Annotated in this window: 17 protein-coding genes; 13 read left to right on the forward strand and 4 right to left on the reverse strand. The window is 75.1% G+C overall.

Annotated features, from left to right (window positions below; translation table 11 throughout):
* Window positions 1-103 precede the first annotated feature (103 nt).
* From ACFU9E_RS26835 to ACFU9E_RS26845, 3 genes are all read left to right on the forward strand, one after another.
* On the forward strand, window positions 104-856 hold the full coding sequence (locus tag ACFU9E_RS26835) for a TetR/AcrR family transcriptional regulator (protein ID WP_380686454.1): 753 nt from the start codon (window positions 104-106) through the stop codon (window positions 854-856).
* A 165-nt stretch (window positions 857-1,021) separates the two neighbouring features.
* Entirely contained in the window at window positions 1,022-1,732 is a 711-nt protein-coding gene (locus ACFU9E_RS26840; protein WP_380686452.1) for a ribonuclease HII, read from the forward strand.
* A 317-nt stretch (window positions 1,733-2,049) separates the two neighbouring features.
* On the forward strand, window positions 2,050-2,547 hold the full coding sequence (locus ACFU9E_RS26845) for a hypothetical protein (protein WP_380686450.1): 498 nt from the start codon (window positions 2,050-2,052) through the stop codon (window positions 2,545-2,547).
* 209 nt (window positions 2,548-2,756) lie between these two features.
* Here the strand turns inward: ACFU9E_RS26845 and ACFU9E_RS26850 are convergent, their stop codons facing one another.
* Both ACFU9E_RS26850 and ACFU9E_RS26855 read right to left on the reverse strand, forming a co-directional pair.
* Window positions 2,757-3,389, reverse strand: a complete 633-nt coding sequence (locus ACFU9E_RS26850; RefSeq protein ID WP_380686448.1) for a hypothetical protein — start codon at window positions 3,387-3,389, stop codon at window positions 2,757-2,759.
* Window positions 3,390-3,914: 525 nt separating this feature from the next.
* Window positions 3,915-6,122 carry a RecQ family ATP-dependent DNA helicase gene (locus ACFU9E_RS26855; RefSeq protein ID WP_380686446.1) on the reverse strand — a complete coding sequence of 736 codons (2,208 nt, stop codon included), beginning with the start codon at window positions 6,120-6,122 and terminating at the stop codon, window positions 3,915-3,917.
* A gap of 222 nt (window positions 6,123-6,344) precedes the next feature.
* Between ACFU9E_RS26855 and ACFU9E_RS26860 the strand changes: the two genes are divergently transcribed.
* Window positions 6,345-7,982, forward strand: a complete 1,638-nt coding sequence (locus ACFU9E_RS26860; protein ID WP_380715410.1) for a DUF4192 domain-containing protein — start codon at window positions 6,345-6,347, stop codon at window positions 7,980-7,982.
* 133 nt (window positions 7,983-8,115) lie between these two features.
* Here ACFU9E_RS26860 and ACFU9E_RS26865 read toward each other — a convergent pair whose 3' ends face one another.
* The gene (locus ACFU9E_RS26865; protein ID WP_380684946.1) at window positions 8,116-9,432 is read right to left on the reverse strand and encodes an alpha/beta fold hydrolase; all 1,317 of its coding nucleotides are present in this window, start codon (window positions 9,430-9,432) and stop codon (window positions 8,116-8,118) included.
* A gap of 615 nt (window positions 9,433-10,047) precedes the next feature.
* Between ACFU9E_RS26865 and ACFU9E_RS26870 the strand changes: the two genes are divergently transcribed.
* From ACFU9E_RS26870 to ACFU9E_RS26900, 7 genes are all read left to right on the forward strand, one after another.
* Window positions 10,048-12,177 carry a glycogen debranching N-terminal domain-containing protein gene (locus tag ACFU9E_RS26870; protein ID WP_380684947.1) on the forward strand — a complete coding sequence of 710 codons (2,130 nt, stop codon included), beginning with the start codon at window positions 10,048-10,050 and terminating at the stop codon, window positions 12,175-12,177.
* 139 nt (window positions 12,178-12,316) lie between these two features.
* Window positions 12,317-13,075: an NUDIX domain-containing protein gene (locus tag ACFU9E_RS26875; protein ID WP_380684948.1), complete on the forward strand. Its 759-nt coding sequence runs from the start codon at window positions 12,317-12,319 to the stop codon at window positions 13,073-13,075.
* A gap of 228 nt (window positions 13,076-13,303) precedes the next feature.
* Window positions 13,304-14,941, forward strand: coding sequence for an ATP-binding cassette domain-containing protein (locus ACFU9E_RS26880; protein ID WP_380684949.1), 1,638 nt, complete (start codon window positions 13,304-13,306; stop codon window positions 14,939-14,941).
* Window positions 14,942-14,944: 3 nt separating this feature from the next.
* Window positions 14,945-15,850, forward strand: coding sequence for a hypothetical protein (locus ACFU9E_RS26885; protein ID WP_380684950.1), 906 nt, complete (start codon window positions 14,945-14,947; stop codon window positions 15,848-15,850).
* A gap of 109 nt (window positions 15,851-15,959) precedes the next feature.
* Entirely contained in the window at window positions 15,960-16,892 is a 933-nt protein-coding gene (locus ACFU9E_RS26890) for a FadR/GntR family transcriptional regulator (RefSeq protein WP_380684951.1), read from the forward strand.
* Between the two features lie 521 nt (window positions 16,893-17,413).
* Window positions 17,414-19,063, forward strand: coding sequence for an RNA polymerase sigma factor (locus tag ACFU9E_RS26895; RefSeq protein ID WP_380684952.1), 1,650 nt, complete (start codon window positions 17,414-17,416; stop codon window positions 19,061-19,063).
* Window positions 19,064-19,405: 342 nt separating this feature from the next.
* A complete protein-coding gene (locus ACFU9E_RS26900) occupies window positions 19,406-20,206 on the forward strand; it encodes a S1 family peptidase (RefSeq protein ID WP_380685935.1) in 801 nt (266 codons plus the stop codon).
* Between the two features lie 199 nt (window positions 20,207-20,405).
* Here ACFU9E_RS26900 and ACFU9E_RS26905 read toward each other — a convergent pair whose 3' ends face one another.
* Window positions 20,406-20,636 carry a hypothetical protein gene (locus ACFU9E_RS26905; RefSeq protein ID WP_355365061.1) on the reverse strand — a complete coding sequence of 77 codons (231 nt, stop codon included), beginning with the start codon at window positions 20,634-20,636 and terminating at the stop codon, window positions 20,406-20,408.
* Window positions 20,637-21,176: 540 nt separating this feature from the next.
* Here ACFU9E_RS26905 and ACFU9E_RS26910 point away from each other — a divergent pair.
* Window positions 21,177-23,288, forward strand: a complete 2,112-nt coding sequence (locus ACFU9E_RS26910) for a type IIA DNA topoisomerase subunit B (protein WP_380685933.1) — start codon at window positions 21,177-21,179, stop codon at window positions 23,286-23,288.
* Between the two features lie 155 nt (window positions 23,289-23,443).
* On the forward strand, window positions 23,444-23,929 hold the full coding sequence (locus tag ACFU9E_RS26915; RefSeq protein WP_380685931.1) for a DUF1453 domain-containing protein: 486 nt from the start codon (window positions 23,444-23,446) through the stop codon (window positions 23,927-23,929).
* The last annotated feature ends 25 nt before the right edge of the window (window positions 23,930-23,954 follow it).

A 23,954-nucleotide genomic window follows, 5' to 3' on the forward strand; every position in this document is an offset into this window, starting at 1 on the left:
CCCGTCGGCGTCCCGCGGGCTATGAAGGAACGGAATCGTTCACTAATGTGGACGATAGCGTTGGCGAGATTATGAACGCAAGCGTTCCTTAGGGTTGGTGACAATGGATCAGTTGGTGCGGCGCCAGGCGGCGGACCGCTCGGGCGGTCTCCCGACAGGCCTCCCGGCAGCTCTTCCGGCAGCTCCTGCGGTCGGCCGGTCGGCCGGTCGGTCGGCGCAACGGGCATCCGAGGCCCCGCGGGCCGCCTGCCCCGTCCAGGTCGTCGCCGAGGCCCTGGGACGGCCGGGTCGGCGGCGGGGGAGGGAGCTGGAGGCGGCGATCTTCGAAGCGGCGCTCGATCAGCTCACCTCCGGCGGATTCGCGCGGCTGACGATGGAGGGGGTCGCCGGCGCCGCCCGGACGGGGAAGGCCGCGCTGTACCGGCGGTGGGCGTCCAAGGTGGAACTGGTCATCGACGCCCTGGACTCCACTCTGCCACGCCCCACCGACACTCCCGCCCTCGGGTCCGCCCGGGCCGAACTGCACTACCTCGTCGAGAGTTTCGTCTCCGTCGCGAGCTCCCGGGCGGGTGGCGCGGTGAGCGCGCTGATGGCCGAGCTGGACCACGACCAGGCCGAGCTGTTCAAGGACTTCATCGCCCAGCGGATGCTGGAGCCGACCAAGGCCGTGATCCTGGCCATCCTCCGGCGGGGCGCCGAGCGCGGCGACGTCCGTCCGGGCGCGGCCACCCCGCTGATCGCAGACGTCGTTCCGGCGATGCTGCTGTACCGGGTCAAGGTGTGCGGCTGCCGGATCGGCCCCGAGTTCGTCGACCAGCTGGTCGACGAGGTGCTGGTCCCCTTGATCCGCCCCTGAGGTCGCTCCGGCTCCGGCTCCGGCTCCGGGGCGGGGCCGTGCCGGCTCGGGGCGCGGCGGTGCCGGGTCGCCCCCCGGGGGGTGCGGCAGTCTGACGTCGACGCCGCCCGGGCGTGCCGACGGGGTGGCATAGGCTGGAGTCCGACCAGCTGAACGGACCCCATCATGCCCATCGTCCCGCCGACGCACTCCGTCGAGCGCTCGCTGCGCCGCGCCGGCGCCAAGGTCGTCGTCGGCCTCGACGAGGTCGGGCGCGGCGCCTGGGCCGGGCCGGTCACCGTGGGTGCGGCCGTCACCGGTCTGCGCCGGCCCCCGGAGGGTCTGACCGACTCCAAGCTGCTCACCGAGCTCCGCCGCCGCGCGCTCGCGCCCGTGCTCGCCGACTGGGTCACCGCCTACGCGCTCGGCCACGCCTCGGCGCTGGAGTGCGACGAGCTCGGGATGACCGCCGCGCTGCGGCTGGCCGCCGTCCGCGCGCTGGAGGCACTGCCGGTGGAGCCGGACGCGGTGATCCTCGACGGCAAGCACGACTACCTCGGCGGCCCCTGGCGGGTGCGCACGGTGATCAAGGGTGACCAGTCGTGCATCTGCGTGTCCGCCGCCTCGGTGCTCGCCAAGGTCCACCGGGACGGTCTCATGGCCGATCTCGGCGAGCAGTGCCCCGAGTACGGTTTCGCCGACAACGCCGGCTACCCGTCCCCGGTCCACCGGGCCGCACTGGAGGAGCTCGGTCCGACCGAACACCACCGCCTCTCCTGGTCCTATCTCGACGGGCTGCCCCGGTGGCGCCACCTGAAGCGGATCCGGACGGTTCCCGGACCCGGCGGCGCCGGCTCCGCGGAGCCCGTCGGCGAGCAGCTCGCGCTCGGTTTCTGACGGTACGTCTGGAAGCTGCCCGGGTCGCCGGCGGGGCCCGGCGGTGCCCAAGGGGTGGGGCGCCCGTGCGCGTCCGACCGGCATTTGATAGATATCCGGGTATGCCTGTCTTCCCCGAGGAGCCGGAGATTAACGAGAGCCTCCCGGGCCCCGGCGTTCCCAGCCCCCGCGAGTCGGACGCACAAGCCCTCCGCGTGCCCGCCACCGGCGGCGCGACCACCGCCGTACCGTCGGCCGTCGGAGCCGTGCCGGCCCCGGTGCCGGGGCCCCGCCCCGCACCGCCGCGGCCGGCAGCGCCGCGTACGGCGGCCGCGCGGGTGGACCGTCCGGGGCCTTCGCCGCGCCCGAACCCGATCCCCAAGCCCACCCCTCCGCGACCGGCACCCCGCCCGGCGTCGGTCGAGGTCCGGCACGTTCCCGCCACCGAGGCGGAGGCGCTGGACCGCGCGGACGAGACCGTCGACCAACTGCTGGACTCCGGCCGCGATCCCGGCACCGTCCTGGTGCTGACGGTCGGTGCGGCGCACCCCTGGCAGCAGCACGAGCTCACCTTCGGCGAGGAGCGCTACTGGGCGCAGCTCACCGAGGGCGGCGACGTGTTCTACGCCGACGCCGAGCTGACCCGCCCGGCCCGCCGGCCGGTGGTCGTGCTGGCCGTCAACGGCGGTCCGGCCGACCGGGCCGCGGCGGCGTACGCCAAGGCGCTGCGGCACGCGGAGGCGCTGCTGGTGGTCTGCGGCGGAGCCGCCCCGGCCACCGCCGGTGCGTCGCGCGCCGCAGCCGGTGCTCCGGCCCCCCGGCGGCGGCCCGCCTGACACCGGTGGCGGGGCCCGGCGGCGCTGACCGTCCGGGAGACCCGACGACCATCCCGGCCCGGCACCCCTCGTGGTGCCGGGCCTCGGCCTTCCCGCCGCGCGCCGACAGGTGTGCGGGCCTGGGCGTTCCGGGCCGGGGGCCCGGTCACGGGTGCCGGCCGTGGGCAGTGCCGGACCGCGGGCGGGCGGACGAACGGCCGGCGGGTGTGTCAGCGGGTGCCGGTCCGCCGGGCCGTTTCGATCGCCGCGACCCGGGCCGGCCCCCACGGGCGCTCGGACTGGCGGGACCGCGGGGAGCGCTCGCCGCGCTGCGACCGGTTGCCGCGCGGGGTCTCCAGCGGGGTGCGCTGCGGCAGTTCCGTCACGGTGTGGACCGGCCCCTCCGCCCACGAACCCGCGTGCGGATTGCGTCCGCTCCGCCCGTCGCCGAGGATCTGCCAGCCGGCCGGGGTCAGCGCGACATACGCTCCGCAGCGCAGCCCGTGCAGGCCGGCCGCGTCCCGCAGCGCCCACATCCAGGCGCCGTCCTGCTCCGTCCAGCCGGCCGAGCCCTCGCGGCAGCTCAGCAGGACGGCCGTCCGCTTCGGGGCGGGCAGCCGCAGGTCGTGCGGGGTGACCTGGCGCAGGTGGGTGAGGATCGCGTTGCGGTGCAGCCAGCCGTCCGCGTCGTGCGGCCAGGGCGCGAACGAGGCCGAGGCGGTCACCCGGTGCAGGGCGTCCAGGACGGCGACCACCACCGTGCCGGGCTGCGGCAGATGGCGCCGGTGCAGCTCCAGGACGAATTCGCGGGGATCGCGGAGCAGCGGGATCCCCGAGGCCGCCCAGGCCTCCAGATCGAGCACCCGTCTGAGGGCCGAACTCCGGACGAGGGGATACTGACCTCGGTCGGTTCCGCTGATCACGGCCCTCCTTCCCGACCCACGGGCGCGCGGGTGCCTGCGTACGCCAAAGGCATGGTCCAAGGGACCGGGCTCCGGGTACGGTCCAATTCTCAGGGCAGATGGGGTTGAGCGGCAATGATGAAATGATGAACGCCGCCCGAAAGCCAACGTTCTGCCGGATATATTCCACGGCCGCCCGGAACCGGCCCGGCCGTCGCCGGACCGCGGTCCGGCCGGACCACCGGGCGCTGCGAAGCCTTCCGGACAACTCCGTCCCCCCTTTTCCGCGACGATCTTCCGGCGGTCTCCTCTCCGTACCCGGTCGACGGTTCCGACCGGGTACGGAGAGACATACGAGAACCTGTGATTGCTCCGATCCGGTGCTGCGGTCCTGCGATCCGGGTGCTGCGACGCGGTCTGGTGATGAGGTCTGGTGATGAGGTCCCGCTCCGGCCGGTGCCGCGTCCGGCCGGTGCGGGGAGGCGGTCAGCCCTGGACGCCCAGCACCAGCGGCAGCACCGCGCCCGCCCCGGCGCGGCGCAGCAGCCGGGCGGCCACGGTGACCGTCCACCCGGAGTCCACCAGGTCGTCCACCAGCAGCACCGGCCCGCCCGCGGCCGCCACCGCCGACGCCGTCTCCGGCGGCAGGGTCAGCGCGCCCGCCACCGAGTTCAGCCGCTGGGCGCTGTTGCTGCGCGAGCCGTGCGGCGGCTGCCCGGTCGCGTACTCGATCCGCCCGAGCAGCGGCAGCCGCCCGATCTCGGCGATCCTGGTCCCGAGGCTGCCGACCAGCTGCGGCCTGGTGGAGGAGGCCATCGTCACCACGCCGACCGGCCGCTCCAGCCGGGCACCGTCGGAGGTCGCCGGACCGGCCCAGCCACCCGGCCCGCGCGCCCAGTCGGCCAGCACGGTGACCAGGGCGTCCACCACCTCGCCGGGGACGGGCCCGTCCGGGGCCTGGTCGGCGAGCAGCGAACGCAGCCGGGTGCCCCAGCCGATGTCCGAGAGCCGGCCGAGCGCCCGGCCCGTCTCGGCCTGCTCGCCCGCCGGGATGCGGCCCTTGAGCGGGACGCCGAGCGCGTCCATGCCGGTGGGCCAGAGCCGGCGCGGCTCGAAGCCGACGCCCGGCCGGCCGAGGGCGGCACGGGCGGCCTCCAGGGCCTGCGCCGAGACCTCCGGTCCGTGCAGCGGCCCGGCGCAGTTGTCGCACCGACCGCAGGGCGCCGACTGCTCGTCGTCCAGCTGGCGGCGCAGGAACTCCATCCGGCAGCCGCCGGACGCCGCGTACTCGCGCATCGCCCGCTGCTCGGCCTCCCGGGAGGCGGCCACCTTGGCGTAGCGGGCGGTGTCGTACTCCCAGCTCCGGCCGGTGGCCGTCCAGCCGCCCTTGACCCGCCGGACGGCGCCGTCCACGTCGAGGACCTTGAGCATGGTCTCCAGCCGGGTGCGGCGCAGGTCCACCCGGGGCTCCAGCGCGGCGGTGGACAGCGGCCGGCCGGCCTCGGCGAGCGCGTCGATCGTCCGGCGGACCTGCTCCTCGGGCGGGAAGGCGAGCGAGGCGAAGTAGCGCCAGATCGCCTCGTCCTCGCGGCCGGGCAGCAGCAGCACCTCGGCCCGGTCGACCCCGCGCCCGGCCCGGCCGACCTGCTGGTAGTAGGCGATCGGGGAGCTGGGGGAGCCGAGGTGGACGACGAAGCCGAGGTCCGGCTTGTCGAAGCCCATGCCGAGGGCGGAGGTGGCGACCAGCGCCTTGACCCGGTTGGCGAGCAGGTCGGCCTCGGCGGTGCGGCGCTCGGCGTCCTCGGTGCGGCCGGAGTAGGAGGCCACCGGGAAGCCGCGCTCGCGCAGGAAGGCGGTGACCTCGTCGGTGGCGGCGACCGTGAGGGTGTAGATGATGCCGGAGCCGGGCAGCCGCTCCAGGTGGTCGGCGAGCCAGGCCAGCCGGTGCGCCGGGTCGGGCAGGGTGAGCACGCCGAGGGTGAGGCTCTCGCGGTCGAGCGGGCCGCGCAGCACGAGCGCGTGCTCGTCGCCCGTGCCGGTGCCGAGCTGCTCGGCGACGTCGGCGGTGACCCGGGAGTTCGCCGTGGCGGTGGTGGCCAGCACCGGGACACCAGGCTGGAGCTCGGCGAGCATGGTGCGCAGCCGGCGGTAGTCGGGGCGGAAGTCGTGGCCCCAGTCGGAGATGCAGTGGGCCTCGTCGACCACCAGCAGGCCGGTGGAGGCGGCGAGCTTGGGGAGCACCTGGTCGCGGAAGTCCGGGTTGTTCAGCCGCTCGGGGCTGACCAGCAGGACGTCCACCTCACCGGCGGCGACCTCGGCCTGCACGGCGTCCCACTCGTCGGTGTTGGCGGAGTTGATGGTGCGGGCGTGGATGCCGGCCCGGGCCGCCGAGTCCACCTGGTTGCGCATCAGGGCGAGCAGCGGCGAGACGATCACCGTCGGACCGGCGCCGCGGGCCCGCAGCAGGGCGGTGGCGATGAAGTAGACGGCGGACTTGCCCCAGCCGGTGCGCTGCACCACCAGGGCCCGGCGGTGGTCGACGACCAGGGCCTCGATGGCTGTCCACTGGTCCTCGCGGAGGGTGGCGCCGGGGCCGGCCAGCTCGCGCAGGACGGCCTCGGCCCGCGCCCGGACCTCGGCGCGGTCGGCGGGGGTGGCGGTGGTGTGGGTCTTCGGCTGCTGCATGGCCCCCATGTAACCCCGAGGAACCGACAAGGGGCGAACGGCGGCGGGTGCGGAGCGGGCGAAGCCGGGAGGTGTTTCATCCGTTCTTCTGCTGAACGGCAGCCGATTTTCCCCCGGAAGAGTGGCTCGACGATAGGCCGATCGAGGGAGGAGATATTCACAGGCCGGGTTTATCCACAGATCCGGAAGAATTTTCCGGGAGCTCCGGGGAATTGCGGCAACCTTCCGCCCATGACCGACGAACCCATCGCGCTCCCCTTCGGCGACGGCCCCGGTGGCCGTCCGATCACCATGCGGGGCCCGGCCGACATGGCCGAGGCGCTGCCCTACCTCCTCGGCTTCTTCCCCGACGACAGCATCGTCGCGGTCGGCCTCCAGCCGCCCGGCCTGCACCAGGGCGGGGTGATCCGGCTGGACATCCCCGAGTCGGCCGAGGAGTGGCCGGCCGCCGCCGAGGAGACGGCCTCCCTCCTCGTCCGGCTCTCCGAGCGGCAGGACCGACGGCCGGTCCAGGTCCTCCTCTACCTCTGCCAGGATCCCGCCGGGCCGCGGCCCGGCGGGGAGCACGGCCCGCCGGTCGCCGAACGGCTGCGACCGCTCGCTGAGCGGTTGCAGCAGGCCTTCGAGAGTCGCGCCGTGCGGGTCAAGGAGTCGTTGTGCGTCTCGGCGGACCGCTGGTGGTCCTTCCTCTGCACGCGGGAGGGGTGCTGCGATCCGGCAGGGCACCCGATCCACCGCACGCCCGGCCCCGGCCCGGTCGCGGTGGCGGCGACCGTCGCCGGGCTGGCTCCGCGCGGCAGCCGCAAGGAGATCCTGGCCGGGTTGGCCCCGCTCGGGCCGCCCGGTGCGGACGCCGTACGCGGCGCCCTCGCACGGGCCGGTGCCGGGCCGGCGGCCGGGCTGCGGCTGTCGCTCGACCGGCGGGAGCACGCCGCGCTGCTCGACGCGGCCGTGGCCGAGTTCATCGCCGGGGCCACGGAACTCGACGAGGAGCGGACGGCGCGGCTGCTGCTGGCGCTCCAGGACCGGATCGTCCGGGACCGCGCGGCCGAGTACGCCAGACCGGACGAGCTCGCGTCCGTCCAACGGCTCTGGCGCTTCCTGGCCACCCGCTGCGTGGCGCCCTACGAGAGCTGTGCCGCGCCGCCGCTCACCCTGCTGGCCTGGACGTCCTGGGTCGCGGGGGACACCGCCACCGCGCGCGTGGTGCTCGGCCACACGCTCCGCCGCCACCCTTCCTACCTGCTCGCGCAGCTGCTGTACGAGTCGTTGAACAGCGGTTTCTCGCCGGACACGCTGCTGGCGAGCGTGGCGACGGAGCGCCGTCGTCGCACCGAGCGGGAGGCGCGGGAGGAGCAGGAGCGGGCGGCCGGGGAGCGGGCTCCGGAGCCCGAGGGTGATCCGGAGCGGGAGTCCGGGCCGTCGTCGGGTCCATCCCTGACGCCGGCGCCCGCCGCCGAGGGGTCCGCGCCCGGGAAGGTGCGTCGTCGTGGCCGTCGACGGCGCGGCCGCCCGGCGGTGGCGGGTACCGAGGGCGCGGCGGACACGGCGGATGCGGCCTGCGACGGGCCCGCGGGCCCCGGCCGCCCGGCCGGGGTGCCGCCCGCGCGGGAGGGCGCGGGCGGTGACCCCTCGGGTGGCCGAGGCACCGGGACGGCCACCGCGCGGGCGCGGTGCGCGGCGGTCGGTGGCCGCCCGGGCGCCGCTCCGGCGGCGCCGGGCTGCCGGGCGCAGGACCGGCAGCGCGCCCTCCGCGCGGCACGGTTCGCCCGGTCGGCGCCCCGGCCGTCGTCCGCGGTGGTGGGCGGCTGCCGGCGGGGCCGCTTCGGGGGCGTGTGCGCAGAGGGGGCGGAGCGTCGTGGCCGCTGACGTCCTGGCGGTCGCGGCGGGTGGTCCGGGCCCGTCCGGTCGCCACCGGAGCGGCGTCCCCGACCGTCCCCCCGGGCGGCCGGGGAAGCCCCGGCCGGGCCCGTTCCGCCCGGCGGCCGGTACCGGTACCGGGCTACGCCTCGCCGCGCGCCATCGCGATCAGGCGGTCGAGCACCTTGCCCCCGCTGACCCGCAGGCCGTCGTGCTCCCACTCGTTGGTGATCCAGGTCCGCAGCCCCCGCACGGCCCGCGCGGTCTCCAGCGAGTCGGCGGTGTCGACGTACATGTCGTCGTGGTACACGGCCGCCACCACCGGCACGTCGTTGGCGGCCAGCCGGGCCGGATCGTAGAGGTCGGGCCAGTCGGTGCGGGCGGCCAGCAGCTCCGCGGTCTCCTTCAGCGGGCGCAGCGCCGGGTCGGTGTCGAACATCCAGGGGTAGATCATCTCCCCGGTGAACAGCACCGGCGCGCCGGACTCCAGCGCGGCCCGGGCGTCGAACTCCGGGAACTCCGCGCGGACGCGTGCGGCGGACCAGCCGGTGCCGGCCGGGTCCACCGAGCGCTGGCCGTAGATCGACTCGTGCAGGACGGCGTAGAGCGGGCCCTGCGCGAAGGAGAGCTGTGCCTGGGCGCCGGCGAGGAAGGTGTCGGAGAGCTCGGGGCCGGCCGGGCCCTCCACCCAGGCCTCCTCCAGCAGGTAGTGGAGGGTCCCGGAGCCGCTGCCGCCGCCGAGCAGCAGCCCGAGCGCCTGGAAGGCCTCGACGGTGAGCCGGCCGCCGTCGGGCAGGTCGGCGGGGGCGTCGGCGAGGTGCGCGGCGATCCGCCGCACCGCCTCGACGTCCTGCGGGAAGCGCGCGTAGTGGCCCTCGTTCTTGCGGACGACGCGCGGGTAGGCGGCCCGGTAGACGTCGTCGGCGGAGCTGCGCAGGCCGGCCAGGCCACCGGTGACGAAGGCCTGGTCCAGGCCCTCGGGAGCGATGGAGAGGTAGGTGAGGGTGCAGAAGCCGCCGAAGCTCTGACCGAGCACGCTCCACCGGCGGTCGTCGCCGAGCAGCCGACGGCGGATCAGCTCGGCGTCCCGCACGATCGAGTCGGCCCGGAAGTGCGCCAGGTAGTCCGCCTGCTCCTTGGCGCCGCCCCGCCGGGCCAGCGTCTGCCGGGTCGCGGGGGTGGACCGCCCGGTGCCGCGCTGGTCGAGCAGGAGCACCCGGTAGTCGTCGAGCGCGCGCTCCAGCCAGCCGTCCCGGCCGAGCGGGCGGCCGGCCTTGCCGCCCGGGCCGCCCTGGAGGAACAGCAGCCACGGCAGACCGGTGTCCCCGGTGCGGTCCGCGGCGACCACCTCACGGGCGTACACCTCGATCTGCTCGCCCTGCGGGGCGGCGTGGTCGAGCGGCACCCGGAAGACGTGGTCGGTGAAGGCAATCCCGGGCAGCCGGCTGGCGGTGGACATACAACTCCTCGGTCTCTGCTGGTCACAGCGGTCGCGCCGGCCCCGGCCGGGGTTGCCGGTGACGGGGCCGCGACCACCGCACCGTATCCTGACCGCGGCCCGGGGCCGCCCCGACGGCCACCGCCCGCGACCGCCCACCCGGCGGCCCGTGCGGCCGGGCACGACGGACCGGCAGCGGCAGCGGTTCGGCCGGCGGCCACGCCGCTCGGGCCGGTACCGGTGCCCGGTCGACCCGGCGGGCGTGACCTGCCGCCGGTCTCCGGCGTTCACTCCGGGGGCCTTGTGCCCGCGCGCCGACCGCCCCGCGGGGAACGGGCGCCGGTGCCGGACCGGGTTCCGGCGCCGTCACCGGCGCGGGCGGACCGCGGGGCCCGGCGGTGTGCCGGGCGGTACGGCGGCGACCGGGCGCGAGGACGCCCGGCGGCGAACGACGCGGGGCCGGTACCGACTCGGTACCGGGCGCCGCTTGGCACGGCCCGGCACCGGGTACGGCCAGACACGGCACAGCGGTCGGAGGGGTGTCCGCCGACCCGACACCAGCACGCACGCGATCGAACATGCTCGCGGCCCACCGGCCCTGACCGGCCACCGGACCGCCGAGGGGAGGAGAGTCCGGTGACCGCGATCAGGCCACCACAGGCCACGCCGGCCGAGAGTGTGGTCGGCGCACCGAGACCGGTCGGCCGGCCGGAGCAGGCCCAGCCGGCCGGCCCCGGCGGCCCGGCCCGGCCCGCGCCGCCGCGCCCGCAGCCGGCTGCCACCCACCACGCGGTGCTCTGCGTGAACGCGCCCGCGATGGCGGCCTCGGGCCCCGACGGCCAGCTGCGCGGACACGGCCTGCACGGCTTCTACCGCGCCGGGGTCCGGGTGGTCGCCCGGATGGAGCTGCGCCTCGGCGGGGTCGAGCCGCTGCCGCTCCAGGGCACCCTGACCTCGGCGGCCCAGGCCCGCTTCCTGGGCGCCGTCCGCCTCCCCGGCGACCTCGACCCGGACCCGGCGCTCACCGTCGAGCGGGTGCGCCACGCCGACGGAGTGGAGAGCGTCACGGTGCGCAACGCCGGCAGCCGTCCGGCCCGGCTGCCGCTGGAGATCGCCCTCGCCACCGACCTCGGCCCGGTCGGCGAGATCGCCGCCGGCCACCGCCCCCCGGACCTGCCGGGCCAGGTGCAGTCCGCGGGGCTGCGCTGGGCGGGGCCCACGCACAGCGCCACGGTCAGCGCCCAGCCCTCACCGCACGCCGTGCTGGCCGGAGCCGGCGTGCTGCGCTGGGACCTGGAGGTCCAGCCGGGTGGGCGCTGGTCGGTCGAGCTGCGGGCCGTGCTGGAGGCCACGGCGCCCGCGCCGCGCCCGCCGGGCGGCCGCGGTGCCGGGGTCCCGCTGCCGTGGGCCGAGCCCGAGGTGCGCTGCGACGACCCGCGCGCGGGGCTGGTGGTGTCGCGATCCCTGGACGCCCTCGGCGGGCTGCTCTTCGCCGACCCCGACCGCCCGACCGACCTCTACCTGGCCTCCGGCGCGCCCTGGCGGTTCGGCCTGGCCCCGGCCGACGCGCTGTGGGCGGCCCGGCTGACCCTGCCGCTCGGCACCCGGCTCGCCGCCGGCACCCTGCGCGCCCTGGCCCGCCGTCAGCAGCCCGCCGGCGCACCCGGCCAGGGCCCCCGCCGCCCCGACGGGCTGCTCCCCGGCGCGCTGCGGCACGGCGGCCCCGAGCTGCCGCCGACCTGCACCGCCACCGAGGCGACCCTGCTGTTCGTCACCGTGCTGGCCGAGGCCTGGCGCTGGGGCCTGTCCCGGGCCGAGGTGGCCGAACTCCTCCCGGCCGCCGAGCGCGCGCTCGGCGCGCTGCGCGAAGGTCTGGTGGACGGCTTCGTCACCGACCTGAGCCGCCCCGTCGAGGAGCGGTCGGCGCACCCGGTGCCGGCCCGGGCCGAGGTGCAGGCCCAGGCGCACCGGGCCGCGCTGCACGGCGCCGAACTGCTGGAGGCCTTCGGACGGCCCGGCGCCGAGGAGTGGCGCGGCTGGGCGGCCGCCCTGCGCGGCCGGTTCCGCGACCGGTTCTGGGTGGACGACCTCTCCGGCGGCCGCCCCGCCGCCGGGCTCGCCCCGGGCGGCCAGCCGCTGCCCGCCGTCGCCGCCGCCCTGGTCCACCTCCTCGACCCGGGCCTGTCCGCCGACGGCGGCCGGCACGAGAGCCTGCTGGACCGCGAGCAGACCAGGCTGCTCGCCCAGCGGTTGGCCGCGCCCGAACTCGACAGCGGCTGGGGGCTGCGCACGCTCAGCGCCAAGTCGCCCCGGTTCAACCCGCTGGGCCACCGCAGCGGGGCGGTGCGCGTCCACGAGACCGCCCTCGCCGTCGCCGGGCTCGCGGAGGCCGGTTACGAGAACGAGGCCGGGGCCCTGCTGGAGGGGCTGCTCGCCGCCGCCGCCCACTTCGAGGGCCGGCTGCCCGAGATGTACGCGGGGGAGCAGTGGACGCCCGGCTGTCCGCCGGTGCCGCACCCCGGTGCCTGTCGGCCGGCGGCGGTCTCGGCCGCCGGGGCCGCGCACGCGGTGTTCGCGCTCGCCGGGGTCCGGCCGGACGTCCCCGGCGGGCGGGTGCTGGTCCGCCCGGCCAGCACGGCGCCGCTCGGGGAACTGGAACTGACGGGGCTGCGGGTGGCCGGCGAGCCGTTCTCGGTGCGGGTCAGCCGGATCGGCGTGGCGATGGTCGAGGAGGCCTCTGCCGAGCTCCAACTGGTGGCCCGCTGACGCGGTCGCCGCCCCCACCGCCCGGGCGCGGGCCGGATTCCACCGGCCCGCGCGGGGCGGACGGCGTGAACGGACCGCCGCAGTACGGCCCGTCCGCGGGCCTGTGCTTATCGTCAGAGAGACGACTATGATCGTCGCCATGTCGCGTTATGACCCGTCGGCCTTCCCGCCCTTCGCTGTCACGGTCGACCTGGTCGTGCTGACGGTGCGCGAGCACGCGCTCTGCGCCCTGCTGGTCCGCCGGGGTGAGCCGCCCTACCAGGGCTACTGGGCGCTCCCCGGGGGATTCGTGCGCCCCGACGAGGGACTGGCCGAGGCCGCCTCGCGGGAGCTGGCCGAGGAGACCGGTCTGCGCGCCTACTCCGCCCCCGGCCACGAAGCGACCGGGCCCGGCACCGCCGGCGCCCACCTGGAACAGCTCGCCACCTACGGCCACCCGCAGCGCGACCCCCGGATGCGGGTGGTCAGCGTGGCCTACCTGGTGCTGGCGCCCGACCTGCCGACCCCGCGCGCCGGCGGCGACGCCAGCGGCGCCCGCTGGGCCCCGGTCACCGAACTCCTCGGCCCGAACCAGGTCGACGGCGTCCCGCTCGCCTTCGACCACGGGCTGATCCTGGCGGACGGGGTGGAGCGGGCCCGCTCCAAGATCGAGTACTCCTCGCTCGCGACGGCCTTCTGCTCGGCCGAGTTCACCGTCGGCGAGCTGCGCCGGGTCTACGAGGCGGTCTGGGGCGTGGTCCTCGACCCGCGGAACTTCCACCGCAAGGTGACCGGCACCCCCGGCTTCCTGTTGCCCTCCGGTGGGACGACGACCCGTCAGGGCGGACGCCCGGCCCAGCTGTTCACCTCCGGCGGGGCCAATGCGCTCAACCCGCCGATGCTGCGCCCGGAGTCCTGAGCCGCCGCGCCGGGAGCCCTGAGCCCCTCGCGGCCGGTGGTCCGAACGTCCAGGTCGCAGGATCGGATTGTCCCCTGATCGGGTGAGGTGTGCGGGCGCTGGGCCCGCGCCGCTCCCGTAATGCCCGGAATCGCCGCCGCGGCCCCCTAATGTGCTGGCGCGGAACCGTACCGGCGCGATCCGGCGCCGCGCGGACCAGGTCGGCCGAGGGCATGGGAGCAGCCAGCGATGATCCAGATCACCGGACTGACCAAGGTCTACCGCCGGGGCGTTCCACCGGCACTCCTGGACCTGACCTTCGACGCCCGCCCGGGCACGGTGACGGCGCTGCTCGGTCCCGAGGGGGCGGGCAAGTCGACCGCGCTGCGGCTGATGCTGGAACTCGAACGCGGCCGGGGCGTCACGCTCTTCGCCGGCCGCACCTACCGCCGGCTGCGGCGGCCCGAGCACGAGGTCGGCGTGCTCCTCGCCGGAGCGGGCGGCGCGCCGGGGGCGGCGGAGACCGTCGGACACCCCGACCGGAAGGCCCGGGGGCACCTCAGGATGCTGGCCGCGGCCGTCGGGGTGCCGGCCCGGCGGGCCGACGAACTGCTGGAACAGACCCGGCTCGCGGCCGTCGCCGACCAGCGCCTGCGCACCTTCTCGCCCGGCATGCACCGCCGGCTCGCGCTCGCCGCCGCGCTGCTCGGCGAGCCCGGCACGCTGCTCCTGGACGCACCCACCGAGGGGCTCTCCCCGCGCAACGTGGAGTGGTTCCACTCCTTCCTGCGCTCGTTCGCCGCCGCCGGTGGCACGGTGCTGGTCACCACTCGCACCCCGCAGGAGGCCGCCGCTCTCGCCGACCGGGTGATCACCCTGGACGAGGGCCGGATGGCGGCCGACCAACCGCTGCCGGAGTTCCGGCGCACCAGGCTCAGCCCCGAGGTCGCCGTCCGGGGACCGCAGATGGCCCGGCTCGCCGATCTGCTGGCGGGCCACGGCGCGCAGGTCCGCCGGGACGGCGGGGCGGGGCTCGCGGTGGCCGGGATCGGGCGGACCGAGATCGGCGAACTCGCCTACCGGCACGGCATCCTGCTGCACGAGCTCGCCGACCGGGTGGTCGAGCAGCCCGCCCCCAGGGCCGCCCTGCCGGTCGGCTCCGGACGGTCGGGCCACCTCCGGCCCCAGGCTGGGCCCGCACCGGTCCGGCCGTCGAAGCCCCGGGCGGCGGGGGACGGGGCCGAGGAACGTCCGGGCGACCGGGTCGCGGTGCCGGCCGCGGCACCGGCGACGGCAGCGGTGATGGCACCGGCGGCAGCCGAGCGGACGACGGCGCTGCCGGTGGTCCGGCCGCCGGCGGAGGAAGCGGTGCCGGAGAGAGCGGTGCCGGAAAGAACCGTTCCGGAGAAGGCCGCGACGGTGATGCGGCGGGGCGCCGTCGATCGGGAGCGGGACCCGGCGCCCACCCTCGCGCTGCCGGTCGCGGCCCCGGCGGGCCTCTCGGCCGCGACCGCGCTGTCGGCGCTGACCACCCGCAGCGGGATCCGGGCCGTCCCCCGGCGCGCGGCCGCCGAGAGCGGGCGGGCCCTGCCGGCGGCCGGCGGTGGGCGTCGGGAGGAGGAGGGCTCGCCGGTCGTCGCCGTGGACCGGCTCTTCCGGGACGGGCCGACCGCTCCCGTCCGCCCGGCGGACGGTCGCCCCGGCGAGGCCACGGACCTCAGGACGGACGACACCATCCGCCTGGGCCGCGTCGCGCACCCGCCTACCGCGCACCTTCCCGCCGTCCAGCCGCCCGTCGCGAAGCCGCCCGCCGCTCGTCCGGCCACCGAGCAGCTGCCCGCCGAGGCCCCCGTCGTTCCCCTGACCTCTGACCTTCGGAGCGAGTGAACCGTGCGAGTTCTGGCATACGAGCTGCGCCGGGTGCGCGGCCTGCGTTCGACCTGGCTGCTGCTCGGCCTGGTGCTGATCGCCGACGCCGTGGTCGCGGGCGTGCTGGCGAACCGGACCGCCGACGGCGAGCTGGACGGTGCGGCGGCGGTGCGGCTGCTGACGGCGGCGGTCCCGCTGGTGCCGCTGCCGTTCGCGGCGCTGGGGGCCGGGCTATTGGGCGCGCTGTCGTACGGGCACGAGGTCCGGCACCCGGGGCTGGCGGCCTCCCAGGTGGGCTGTCCGCGCCGGGTGCGGATGCTGGCGGGCAAGCTGCTGGTGACCGGCGCGGTCGCGGCGCTGCTGGCGCCGCTGACGCTGCTGGTCGACGCGGTGACCGTGCACTTCGCGCTGCCGGCCGGGGTGGTGGTCGAGGCCTGGTCGGACCCGGACGCGCTCTCCGGGCGGGTCGTGCGGGCGCTGGCCCGGGCCGGCCTGGGCGGGGCGGACGCGCTGCCGGGGGCGCTGGCGCCGCTGGCGCTCGGGGCCGGGCACGGGACGCCGGCCGCGCTGCTGGCGTTCGCCCTGCTGGTGGTCGTGGCGGCCTGGACCGGGGTGCTGGCCGCCGCGCTGACCCGCAGCACGGTCGCCGGGATGCTGCTGCTCTGCGCGCTGCCGCCGCTGCTGGAGTCCGGGGTGACGCTGCTGCTGCGGTGGACCGGGACGCCCTGGCCGGCCCGGGCGGCGGAGCTGCTGCCGTTCCACTCCGGGATCGAGTGGGCGTACGGATGGGTGTACGGCGGGGGCCGCCGGGTTGCGGCGGGCGGTTCGGTGCTGTCCGATCCGGCGCTGCTGGCCGCGGTGACGGCGCCGGCCTTCGTGTTGCTGCTGGTCACCCTGGCGGTGCAGGTCAGACGCCGCGCGCTGTGACTCCCGGCCCGCCGGGGGCGGTTCGTCAAGATCGACCAAGGGTGACCGCAATGCGTGCTTCGCCCTGATAAGAAGTCAATTATCCAGTCACGGTCGATCACCCTTTCGTGTGCTTTTCACGAGAATTCTCAAGCTGCGCCCGCCGATCGCCGACAAAGGACCTGTGAACACCCTTGCGCACCCCACCATGACCCCCGCCCGTTCCGTCGACGGGGCCATCCCCGGCCCCGCCGACCTGGACCGCTTCTCCTACGCCGACCGGCCCACCCCGCCGGCGCCCCGCTGGGAGGGCGCCGAGTCGGACCTCGCCCGGGTCGGCCGCAAGACCACCAGCAGCCGCGGCCGCGGCCTGCACGGCCAGCTCGTCCAGCAGCTCGGCCAGATGATCGTCTCCGGCGACCTCGGCGCCGACCGGCCGCTCGTCCCCGAGGAGATCGGCCAGCGGTTCGAGGTCTCCCGCACCGTCGTCCGCGAGTCGCTGCGGGTGCTGGAGGCCAAGGGCCTGGTCAGTGCCCGTCCCAACGTCGGCACCCGGGTCCGCCCGGTCAGCGACTGGAACCTGCTCGACCCGGACATCATCGAGTGGCGCGCCTTCGGCCCGCAGCGCGACGAGCAGCGCCGGGAGCTGTTCGAGCTCCGCTGGGCGATCGAGCCGCTGGCCTCCCGGCTCGCCGCCGGGCACGGCCGGGAGGACGTCCAGCAGCGGCTGGCCGAGCTGGTCGAGATCATGGGGCACGCCTGCGCCCAGGCGGACCTCGCCACCTACGCCCGGGCCGACGCCGAGCTGCACGGGCTCGTGCTGCAGCTCGCGGGCAACCGGATGCTGGAGCACCTCTCCGGGATCGTCGCCTGCGCGCTCCAGGTGTCCGGCGGTCCGGCCACCTCGTGCGAGCGGCCCTCGGAGCCCTCGGTCGGGCTGCACGCCCGGCTGGTGGACGCGCTCGGCACCGGCGACGGCACCGCCGCCGAGACCGCGATGCGGGCGCTGCTCACCGTCCACCCCGAGATCGAGCCCTCCGTCCCGGCACCCCGGGAGCACTGAGCGGACCGTTCGGCGACCGGGCACCGCACCTCCGCCCCGCGACCCGTCCACGGACCGCCCCGTCATGATCCGTCCGACCGCGACCGTCCCCGCGGCCTTGCGCCGCTCCCTCCGCGACCCGGGCCCTCCGGCTGCCGCCACGGTGCAGCCGGGGGGCCTCCGCGCTTTCACCGGAGGCCGCCGGCGGAGCCGAATGTCGTGTCCATGGAGAATGGTTGGTGCGCGGGTGGGGGATGATGGAAGTCGGCCCCGGGCCGCGGGGCGCCGTTGGGTGTGACCCGCGACACGAAGGCCATGCGTAACACTTGACGAGTAGCAGCGATGTGTCCTGAGCGGAAGCAGCTCCGGAATACCCCAACATGTCAGAATGCTGTGTTGGTCTGCGGCGCTGCTGCCGTCCTGCAAACCCAGTCCTCAAGCCCGAGTCGGTCGGAATCGACACCGCGTGCCCGACACGCGTTTTCCTTCCCCGCCCGCTCGGGCGGCCGGTACGGGTTCGAGTCCACTCATCGTCCGAGAGGTTGTTCGTGTCGGCCAGCACATCCCGTTCGCTTCCCCCCGAGATCGCCGAGTCCGCGGCTCTGCTGGCGCTCATCGAGCGGGGCAAGGCCCAGGGGCAGATCGCCGGTGACGACGTGCGCCAGGCGTTCGAGGCGGACCAGATCCCGGTCACCAAGTGGAAGAACGTCATGCGCAGCCTCAACCAGGTGCTGATTGAGGAGGGGGTGGACCTCATGGTCAGCGCGGCCGAACCGGCCGGCGCCAAGCGCAAGAGCGTTGCTGCCAAGAGCCCCACCAAGCGCACGGCGACCAAGGCGGTCACCACCCGGACCCCGGCCGCTCCGTCGGCCCCGACCAAGCCGCCCGTGCGCATCGCGCCCGGTGCGACCATCTCCACCCCGGCGGTCGCGGCCGCCGCGGCGCCGGTCGGCACCGTGTCCGCGGAGATCACCTCCGACGCGACGGCCCCGGCTGCCGAGGCGAAGGCCGCTCCGGCGAAGAAGGCGGCCCCGGCCAAGAAGGCCGCCGCCAAGAAGACCGCCGCGCCGGCCAAGAAGGCCGCCGCCAAGAAGACCGCCGCCGGCAAGACGGCCAAGGGCGACGAGGAGCTGCTCGGCGACGAGGAGCTGCTGGAAGAGGTGGCCCTGCCGGGCGACAAGCCCGGTACCGAGGGCGACGCCCCGGAGGAGGAGTCGGAGGGCTTCGTCCTCTCCGACGACGACGAGGACGACGCGCCGGCCCAGCAGGTCGCCGTCGCCGGTGCCACCGCCGACCCGGTCAAGGACTACCTGAAGCAGATCGGCAAGGTCCCGCTGCTCAACGCCGAGCAGGAGGTCGAGCTCGCCAAGCGGATCGAGGCCGGCCTGTTCGCCGAGGACAAGCTCTCGGCCGCCGACAAGCTCGCCCCCAAGCTCAAGCGCGAGCTGGAGATCATCGCCGAGGACGGCCGCCGCGCCAAGAACCACCTGCTGGAGGCCAACCTCCGCCTGGTCGTCTCGCTGGCCAAGCGCTACACCGGTCGCGGCATGCTCTTCCTGGACCTCATCCAGGAGGGCAACCTCGGTCTGATCCGTGCGGTCGAGAAGTTCGACTACACCAAGGGCTACAAGTTCTCCACCTACGCGACCTGGTGGATCCGCCAGGCGATCACCCGCGCGATGGCCGACCAGGCCCGCACCATCCGTATCCCGGTGCACATGGTCGAGGTCATCAACAAGCTGGCCCGCGTCCAGCGCCAGATGCTCCAGGACCTGGGCCGCGAGCCCACCCCGGAGGAGCTGGCCAAGGAACTCGACATGACCCCGGAGAAGGTCATCGAGGTCCAGAAGTACGGTCGCGAGCCCATCTCGCTGCACACCCCGCTGGGCGAGGACGGCGACAGCGAGTTCGGTGACCTCATCGAGGACTCCGAGGCGGTCGTCCCGGCCGACGCGGTCTCCTTCACCCTGCTCCAGGAGCAGCTGCACTCGGTGCTGGACACCCTGTCCGAGCGCGAGGCGGGCGTGGTCTCGATGCGCTTCGGCCTGACGGACGGTCAGCCGAAGACGCTGGACGAGATCGGCAAGGTGTACGGGGTCACCCGTGAGCGCATCCGCCAGATCGAGTCGAAGACCATGTCCAAGCTGCGCCACCCGTCGCGCTCCCAGGTGCTGCGCGACTACCTGGACTGATCACCCGCTGGACTGATCACCGGCACCGGTCACCGGTGCCGAACGGAAGGCCCGGAGCCCTGCGCTCCGGGCCTTCCGGCCGTTCGGGGCGGGTGGGCGTCATCGTCCGGGTGGCCGTTGTCGCTCGTCCGGGTGATGCCTCGGCGGTGATCGGTCGCGGACCGTAGCCGGTCGCCTACGCTGTGCCGGTTGCCTGCTGCCGAGCCACCTGGAGCCACGGTGTCGCCCACCCCGGACCGTCCGGACCGCGTCGATCCACCGACCCCCGCGCCCGCCGCGGCGCCCGTCGCACCCGGGGTCGCGGGCCCGGTGTCCCGGCGGCGCCGGGCCGCCGCGCTGGCGATGCTGGCCGCGCTGCCCGCGCCGCTGCTCGTCCTGGGCCCGTCCGCGCCGGCCGCCCAGGCCCGGCCGCAGGGCCGGATCGTCGGCGGCGGGGCGGTGACCACCGGCGACCACCCGTGGATGGTCGCGCTGTCCAGCCGCCAGCAGTTCGGCTCCGGCCGCTCGGGCCAGTTCTGCGGGGGAGCGCTGGTCACCCCGACCAAGGTGGTCACCGCGGCGCACTGCTTCTACGACGAGTCCAGCGGACGCCGGGTGGAGCGGCCCGGGCTGCGGGTGGTGGTCGGCCGGGACGACCTGCGCGGTTCGGCCGGCCGCGAGGTGGCGGCGCGCACCGTCTGGGTCCACCCCGACTACTCCTTCACCACCAACATGAACGATGTGGCGGTGGTCACCCTGGCCGAGGCGCAGAGCCGTCCGGTGATCGACCTGGTCGGCCAGGGCGAGACGGAGCCCTACCGGCCGGGGACCAGGGCGCAGGTGTACGGCTGGGGGGACACCACCGGCCGCGGCGACTACTCGCCCGCGCTGCGCAGCGTGGACGTGCCGGTCATCCCCGACCAGGCGTGCGCCCAGGCCTACCCGGGCGGCCCGGAGGGACGCTTCGACGCCCGGGGCATGGTGTGCGCGGGTGAGCAGCGGGGCGGCAAGGACGCCTGCCAGGGGGACAGCGGCGGACCGCTGGTGGTCGCCGGCCGGCTCGCCGGGCTGGTCTCCTGGGGGACCGGCTGTGCCGAGGCGGAGCATCCGGGCGTCTACACCCGGATCGCCTCGGTGGCCGACGCGGTGCGTTCCGTTCTGTAACCGCTCTGTAACCGGTCGGGCACCGGGCGCCCCCCTCCGGGCCGCGTCCGGGCCGCGGGCGGGGCGGCGGGTGGGGCCGGTTGGGGAACGACGAAGCCGGACGACCGGCCCCGGAGGGGCGGTCGCCCGGCTCACCCGGTCACGCGCGGTGCGGGACCGGACACACAGCTCGACACTGGTTGCTGTTTGGCGCCTCGGATCAGCGCTCGTCGTCGTCGGCCGTGGCGGACGTGCTGCCCAGGCGGCCGCTCTCGTCCTGTATCTCCACGGCGATCTTCTTGAGCTCGGGCTCGAACTTCCGGCCGTGGTGGGCGCAGAAGAGCAGCTCTCCACCGCTGGCGAGTACGACGCGCAGGTAGGCCTGGGCGCCGCAGCGGTCGCAGCGGTCAGCCGCGGTCAGCGGGCTCGCAGGTGTCAGAACAGTAGTCACGTCGCCTCTTCTCTAGCTCGACGAGCTGTCGTACCAGGGTCAACATCCAACCAGGCCGAAAACGTTCCCGCTCGTGGCTTTTCTTCTCTGAGGATTCTGCTGTGTTGATGAGGACGTGCCCCGAGGGCCGGTGGTTCATGCGTACCGAATCCCAGGATCCGTCCATCGCTCGAACGCCCGATCGGAACCGGGTGCCGGAGTCCGCGTAGCATAATCCTCTGCTGGGTTGGAGCATAAGCCCCGTCCCGGGCCCCGGTAGCCTGCATAACGGCAGTTCCGGAGCCTGTGCCCGGTCCCACGATCCGCCAGGAGCGGTGGTACCGGGAGGAGATGGAGCCCCGGCGACCCGAATCCGGCACGGCCCTTGTTCGCGCAGCGCGTACAAGCTGCGCGGGACGGGCCCGCCGTGCTGTGCACCCAGCGGAGGGGTGCGCACACGCAGGGGAAGCGGCTGTCGGTGCGGCGTGCTGCACTGGCGGACGGTTCCGGACACGTCCGGATGTGACCGATGAGACAGAACTTGACCGAGGAGAGTGCCGCGTGAGTGCCGAAACGACCGTGCCGTCCGCTCTGCTGGCCGGCGACGACGGTTCCAACTACACCGCTCGGCACCTGCTCGTCCTGGAGGGCCTGGAGGCGGTCCGCAAGCGCCCCGGCATGTACATCGGCTCGACCGACAGCCGCGGCCTCATGCACTGCCTCTGGGAGATCATCGACAACTCCGTCGACGAGGCGCTGGGCGGCTACTGCGACCGGATCGAGGTCGTGCTGCACGAGGACGCCTCGGTCGAGGTCCGTGACAACGGGCGCGGCATCCCGGTGGACGTCGAGCCGAAGACCGGGCTGTCCGGCGTCGAGGTCGTGATGACCAAGCTGCACGCCGGCGGCAAGTTCGGCGGCGGCTCCTACGCGGCCTCCGGCGGTCTGCACGGCGTCGGCGCCTCCGTCGTCAACGCGCTCTCCGCCCGCCTGGACGTCGAGGTCGACCGCGGCGGCCACACCCACGCGATCAGCTTCCGCCGCGGCACCCCCGGCATCTTCACCGAGTCCGGGCCGGACGCCCCGTTCGAGCCGGCCAACGGCCTGACCAAGGCCCGCAAGGTGCCCAGGACCCGCACCGGCACCCGGATCCGCTACTGGGCCGACCGGCAGATCTTCCTCAAGGACGCCCGGCTCTCCCTGGAGCACCTGCACGCCCGGGCCCGGCAGACCGCCTTCCTGGTGCCCGGCCTGACCATCGTCGTGCGTGACGAGCGGCTCACCGAGAGCGAGAAGGTCGAGGAGAGCACCTTCCGCTTCGACGGGGGCATCGCCGAGTTCTGCGAGTTCCTGGCGCCGGACAAGCCGATCTGCGACGTGCTGCGGCTGCACGGCGAGGGCACCTTCAAGGAGACCGTGCCCGTCCTGGACGAACTCGGCCACATGACGCCGACCGAGGTCACCCGGCACCTCGGGGTCGACATCGCGCTGCGCTGGGGCGCCGGCTACGACACCACGCTGCGCTCCTTCGTCAACATCATCGCCACCCCCAAGGGCGGCACCCACGTCACCGGTTTCGAGCGCTCGCTGGCCAAGACGGTCAACGAGGCGCTGCGCGCCGGCAAGCTGCTGCGCGTCGCCGAGGACGACATCACCAAGGACGACGCCACCGAGGGCCTCACCGCCGTGGTCACCGTCCGGCTCGCCGAGCCGCAGTTCGAGGGCCAGACCAAGGAGGTGCTCGGCACCTCGGCGGCCAACCGGATCGTCGCGGCCGTCGTCGCCAAGGAGCTCAAGGCCTTCCTCACCTCCGGCAAGAAGGACGAGAAGGTCCAGGCCCGGGCGGTGCTGGAGAAGGTCGTGGCCGCCGCCCGCACCCGGGTCGCCGCCCGCCAGCACAAGGAGGCCCAGCGCCGGAAGACCGCGCTGGAGACCAGCTCGCTGCCGGCCAAGCTGGCCGACTGCCGCAGCGACGACGTCGACCGCAGCGAACTCTTCATCGTCGAGGGCGACTCCGCGCTCGGCACCGCCAAGCTGGCCCGCAACTCCGAGTTCCAGGCCCTGCTGCCGATCCGCGGCAAGATCCTCAACGTGCAGAAGGCGTCCGTGAGCGACATGCTCAAGAACGCCGAGTGCGCGGCGATCATCCAGGTGATAGGGGCCGGCTCGGGCCGCACCTTCGACATCGACCAGGCCCGCTACGGCCGGGTCATCTTCATGGCCGACGCCGACGTCGACGGCTCGCACATCCGCTGCCTGCTGCTGACGCTGTTTCAGCGCTACATGCGGCCGATGGTCGAGCAGGGCCGGGTGTTCGCCGCCGTGCCGCCGCTGCACCGGATCGAGCTCACCAACCCCAAGCGCGGTCAGGAGAAGTACCACTACACCTACTCGGACGCCGAGCTGCGCTCCACCCTGCTGGAGTTCCAGCGCAAGGGCCTGCGCTGGAAAGACCCGGTCCAGCGGTACAAGGGTCTCGGTGAGATGGACGCCGACCAGCTGGCCGAGACCACCATGGACCCGCGCCACCGCACGCTGCGCCGGATCAACCTGGGCGACCTGGAGCAGGCCGAGAAGGTCTTCGACCTGCTGATGGGCAACGACGTGGCGCCGCGCAAGGAGTTCATCGTGGACTCGGCGGCCACCCTGGACCGCTCGCGCATCGACGCCTGAGCCGTCCCCGCGCCGTAAGGGCCCTCCACCCGCGGGTGGAGGGCCCTCGTGCGTCCGTTCCACCTGCCGTCCACCCGGGCGCCGACGTCCCGCGGGCGCCGGATCCGTAGCGTCGAGGAGGTCAGCCGGATCAGCCTCCCGGACGGAGAAACCCGATGTCTGCCCAGGTCAACGCCGCTCTGGTGGTCGTGGTGATGCTGCTGGTGCTGCGGCGCCAGATGAGCGCCCGGCGGCTGGACACCGAACGCCGCTTCTGGGTGCTGCCGGTGGTCCTCGGCGCGGTCGCGCTGCGTGACCCGCAGCTGCTCGACCACCGGGACACCGCGTGGTCCGCCGTGCTGGTCGGCTGCGGGCTGCTCGCGGTGCTCGCGGCGGGCTCGGTCTGGGGCTGGACGGTCCGGATCTGGCGGGAGCCGGACGGGGCGCTCTGGGTCCGGGGCACCGCGGCGACGCTGGCCGCCTGGGGCGGGCTGATCGCGATCAGGTTCGGTCTGTTCGGGATCGGGGAGGTCCTGCACCTGCACCAGTCGAGCAGTGCGCTGCTGCTCGGGCTGGCGGTCCTGCTGCTGGTCCGCACGCTCGTGGTGAACTGGAGGGCGCGGGCGCTGGAGCCCCCGGGGCCGGTCACCGAGTCCTGCTGACCGTCGTCGTGAACTCACCGGGAGG

The sequence above is a fragment of the Kitasatospora sp. NPDC057595 genome (genome assembly GCF_042800875.1).
Taxonomy (GTDB): Bacteria; Actinomycetota; Actinomycetes; order Streptomycetales; family Streptomycetaceae; genus Kitasatospora.